Annotated in this window: 6 protein-coding genes and 1 pseudogene; 3 read left to right on the plus strand and 4 right to left on the minus strand. The window is 57.2% G+C overall.

Translation table 11 applies throughout. The features are described from left to right. Positions 1–454 precede the first annotated feature (454 nt). The 4 genes from FJ958_RS31300 to FJ958_RS31315 all read right to left on the minus strand — a co-directional run bounded on the left by FJ958_RS31300 (position 455) and on the right by FJ958_RS31315 (position 2,571). Positions 455–868 (minus strand): hypothetical protein, encoded by a 414-nt coding sequence (locus tag FJ958_RS31300; RefSeq protein ID WP_140749963.1) that lies wholly within the window; start codon positions 866–868, stop codon positions 455–457. Between the two features lie 665 nt (positions 869–1,533). Continuing rightward, entirely contained in the window at positions 1,534–1,677 is a 144-nt protein-coding gene (locus FJ958_RS31790) for a hypothetical protein (RefSeq protein ID WP_181176591.1), read from the minus strand. Between the two features lie 128 nt (positions 1,678–1,805). Then, entirely contained in the window at positions 1,806–2,027 is a 222-nt protein-coding gene (locus FJ958_RS31310) for a hypothetical protein (RefSeq protein ID WP_140749969.1), read from the minus strand. A gap of 238 nt (positions 2,028–2,265) precedes the next feature. Continuing rightward, entirely contained in the window at positions 2,266–2,571 is a 306-nt protein-coding gene (locus FJ958_RS31315) for a helix-turn-helix transcriptional regulator (protein WP_246679866.1), read from the minus strand. 119 nt (positions 2,572–2,690) lie between these two features. Here FJ958_RS31315 and FJ958_RS31320 point away from each other — a divergent pair, with 119 nt between their 5' ends. The 3 genes and pseudogenes from FJ958_RS31320 to FJ958_RS31325 all read left to right on the plus strand — a co-directional run bounded on the left by FJ958_RS31320 (position 2,691) and on the right by FJ958_RS31325 (position 3,996). Further along, on the plus strand, positions 2,691–2,918 hold the full coding sequence (locus tag FJ958_RS31320) for a hypothetical protein (RefSeq protein WP_140749972.1): 228 nt from the start codon (positions 2,691–2,693) through the stop codon (positions 2,916–2,918). Beyond that, the gene (locus tag FJ958_RS32510; RefSeq protein ID WP_281406694.1) at positions 2,915–3,040 is read left to right on the plus strand and encodes a hypothetical protein; all 126 of its coding nucleotides are present in this window, start codon (positions 2,915–2,917) and stop codon (positions 3,038–3,040) included. The genes FJ958_RS31320 and FJ958_RS32510 overlap by 4 nt, the downstream gene beginning before the upstream one ends. A 203-nt stretch (positions 3,041–3,243) precedes the next feature. Continuing rightward, a pseudogene (locus FJ958_RS31325) lies at positions 3,244–3,996 on the plus strand (IS5 family transposase). Positions 3,997–4,091 lie beyond the last annotated feature (95 nt).

The following is a 4,091-nucleotide window of genomic DNA, read 5'->3' on the forward strand; positions in this document are numbered from 1 at the left end:
CATCGACAATCCGTTCGGCACGAGATTGTCACCCATGTCTTAGGTACGCTCTGTCACCCATGTCTCCGGGCCGTACATTGGTGTCGTTGATCTGTTGCATGAGACTCAAACCCGCGACACTGGAAACCGTTCCCTGGGGCCGCCCCGCGCAGGAGAACACCGGCAACACGACCCGCGCGATAGGCATGCAGAATCGTGGTATGATTCGCGTCATGGGCAAGAAGGCGAAGCACAAAGCAAGGCTGGCGATCATTACACCGCCGTTGGATGACGAGGTTCAGAGGAAGCCGGCTACTATGCCCGCATGTGCGGGATTACCCCAGAAGAAGTCTTGCGGATAATCGGATAATCAAAGAGGCCAACCGTTCGAAGTCGCCAAAGGGCCTCACGGTTGTGCCTATCTCAGGCCCGTAGGGGCAACCGTAGTGCCACTCCAAGAGGAAAGCGAATTCCGCTACTCGACCTTCACGTTGATCGTAACGCTGTAGGATGCGCCATCATATGTGTGTACCGACAGGTCGATCTGGTCCTGGCCTTTGAACCCTGGCAGCGACCGGTATAGCACTTTTATGCCGTCCACCTTCCGGAAATTGCATTTCCATCGAATGTTGCTTTTGATGAAGTGGGGAAACGTCTTCGCATTGACGATGGAGACTTTCCCGTGGCTCGGTCCGGAAACCGCCTTCAGATCGACCGGGCCCGCGTTTGAGCAGTCGGGGTTAACGCTAGCCCCGTCGTAGACGTTGATTTCCTTCCCCGAAAGCGCCGTTCTTGTAAGGGTTTTCGAGTTCCCCCATGCAGCGGCCTGGACTGCCCCAAGTCCCACAAAAACAAGCGCGATCACAACAGCAGTAACGCGGTAGACCATTTTTGTTGCCCCTTCGTTGAAGTAGATCTCCCCGCGTTTTTAGACGTGCCATGGCGAAACGCCATGTGTCGTGCCATCAAATGATTGTTATTGGCAAAAGAGACTCGAACCGGTCGCCAGGACGGCGCGGGCAGCAAGGCGGCCCGGCATCTTTGGCGGGGACCAGGAAGGTGCCGGGCCTAACCGGCGGGGGTGTTGGGGTGAACGTGCCACCGGCTGCTGGTATATATATGCGTCCGCGCTAATAGATGAAATGCGAACGAATGGATAATGCTTGGAACCCAATAAGACGACCCTCGAACGCGCTTTCGAACTAGCCCGATCAGGCAAGTGCAACGATTTGACCAGCCTTCGTCAGCAGCTGAAATCCGAGGGCTATGATCTTCGGCAACTGGAAGGCAGAGCGCTCTTGAGGCAGTTGCAGGCGCTCATTACAGCCGCTGCGCCGCCAGCGTAAGCTGGCTCAGACCTCAGGGAGATTCCAGGCACTCCGCGTTTCTCCATGGCGCTTAGTGTTGATGTTGACGCCTGCGCTTCGCAATTGAGCGACGGCCGTTTATCTTTCATTTACCATATTAGGCCACGCTTAAAAGCGGACATGGTAGGTGTTGCGTCCATGGCTAGGCCCCGGGAACGACCCAGTTCCGGGGCTTTTCCTTTGCGGCCTATGGCTGGGTATCGTCCGGCGCACGGGTGACCTGGATAACCGTCAGTTTCGAAAATCTCTCGACCGCAAGCTGTTGAATGAACCATTGGGCATGTTCGCCCCATTCGGCAGGCGAGACATTGTTTTCGCGGACAGACTGCATGAACGCCTCGCGAAGCGCGTCGAGATCGAAGATGGAAATATCCCTACCAAGCATATACGGAATATGACGGCCAAAGCCGGGGCTTCAAGGGAGCGATTGCAAAAGCAGTTAATGCCGGGCGACGCCGTTCATTCGATGGAACTGGATAGGCGCGGTGAAGGGCTTATGTCCGGGTGATCGTATGCTAGCCGTATCCGCTGGCCTTCAGCATACGACAGGGCGTATTTTTCCAGTTCAAATGCTCGGGTAAGTTCTTGGTCGTGTTCCGTGACGCGGACTAACCATTCGCCACAAGCTTCCGCCAACTCGACACGGGCGACAACATTGCGGAACGGAACCACGTTATCCATCGCATGCCTCCCCAGAGAGCAAGGGTAACGTCCGTGTTTATAAGGCCACCGAAATCACCAGATCAAGTGAGAATCAGAGTCCGATTTCGTACCAATCGGGAGTGCCGGCTTATCAGGACCAGCCGGCCGGGGTCTGGGCCGCAGTTGGTGTTCACGTCCGGCCCGCGAAGCCCGAGCGGGCGCTTGTGCTCGATGATCCCCGGATCGGGGGGGCCTCGCGTTACACACGAAACGCATCTTACACCTGTTTGAGGCGCACGCCTCGACCTTGGGTCGATGACTGGCCGTCCTCAAGAAGCTCTACCCCGGCGACTTTGAACGCTTCCCGTATCGCCTCCATAGTATCGAGCCGGCCGCGAACGATTTCTTTTCCCCATCCCTCGAAATTTCGGATCGTGTTTATCCCGACGCCAGCGGCATCGGCCAAGCCCTTTTGATCCATTCCGGCCAGCGCGCGAGCTGCCTTTATTTGGTTTCCTGTGACTGGCATCGCAGCTATCGACGCTATCATGGCGCTGCCCGAAACCACGATGGCCGGGGTCATGATAAAGGCGCAAGCGCTGCAAGCCTGGGGCCACGCTGGGAGCGTCTTCTTACGCCCGAGGCGGCTTGGGCGCCGAGCCTCGCCGCTACCGTGTTGCGGCTGGCAGGGGAGGCGCAATCGTGAGCCGCCTCATCACTCAAGGCGATGTGTCCGCCCGGCGGAGAAGCATCGATGGAATGCTTGACGATCTGCCTCCCGAGGCGGCTGACCGCCTTCTGACGCAGATCAAGCAGCGTTTGGACCATGTTTTGTCGATGCGAAGCGAGGGCGCGACCTCGGACGAGATCAGGGGTTGGCTCGCCAGAATGCGGGAAGCTTGGATCGCCGGAGAGGACGTGATGCCATGAATGTGCGCGCGAACCCTTCCGACTTTCTGCCGCTGTCACCAACTCGGCGCCAGCGCATCGAGCGCACGGTTGAAATGCTCGTCGCGCTACTCGACGCCATGGACGGCGAACGGGTCTGCTGAGCTTATCGACGGGTAGTTAGCGTCGTCGAATCTTTCCGAGTCGCGCCAAACTTCTCCCATCATGAAATCAATATTTTTACTTGGGCTAAATCTGTATGCATTTTCAAAATAACGCGGCACCTCTTCGTAGTCATGGGATTTGATAAACCCAGCTATATCTGCACTCAAAAACGATTTGGGCTTGATCGTGATTCAAGCTTCGGATGGAACGATTCGTGCTGACGGACGCCCAATGGGCGAAGATGGAACCGCATTGTCTGGGTAAGCCGACGGACCCTGGACGAAGCGGGAGCGATAATCGCCGCTTCGTCGAAGCCGTGCTTTGGATTGTGCGGACGGGAAGCCCGTGGCGCGATCTGCCGGCCCTGTTCGGAAACTGGAATACCGTCTTCAAGCGATACCGCGAATTGGGTCAAAGCCGATGTTTTCATAAGGCTTTTTGACGCTTGCTCGGACCAGCCGGACATGGAATACGCCATGGTCGACGCCACCATCGTCAAGGTCCACCGCCACGGCCAGGGCGCAAAAGGGGGACTCAGAGCCAGGCCATAGGCCGCTCCAAAGGCGGCATGACGACCAAGATCCTCGCGCTCACCGACGCACTCGGCAATCTCGTTCGCTTCGTTCTCCTGCCCGGCCATCGCTTCGATACCGTTGGCGTCGCACCGCTCATCGATGGCCTCTCCTTCGAAGCGCTGATCGCCGACAAGGCCTTCGATAGCAATCACATCATCACCGATCTGAACGAGCGCGGCGCCAAGATCGTCATCTCCCAGCATCCGCGACGCACGTTTCCCCTCCCGGTCGACACCGAAATGTACAAATGGCGCCATCTCATCGAGAACTTCTTCTGCAAACTCAAAGAGTTCAAGCGCATCGCAATGCGCGCCGACAAAACCGACCAGAGCTTCGCAGCCATCATCCTTCTCGCCGCCGCCGTCATCAACCCGCGATGAATCTCAACAAGCCTTAGTTGTTTCATCCCGACCTTTAATGGTGCATTATTTTCCCTGGAGTGGAAGGAGGCACTATGGGCCAGGTTCTGCATGGG

Origin of the sequence: Mesorhizobium sp. B2-3-5, from assembly GCF_006442395.1 — a bacterium.
In the GTDB taxonomy this organism is placed as follows: Bacteria; Pseudomonadota; Alphaproteobacteria; order Rhizobiales; family Rhizobiaceae; genus Mesorhizobium.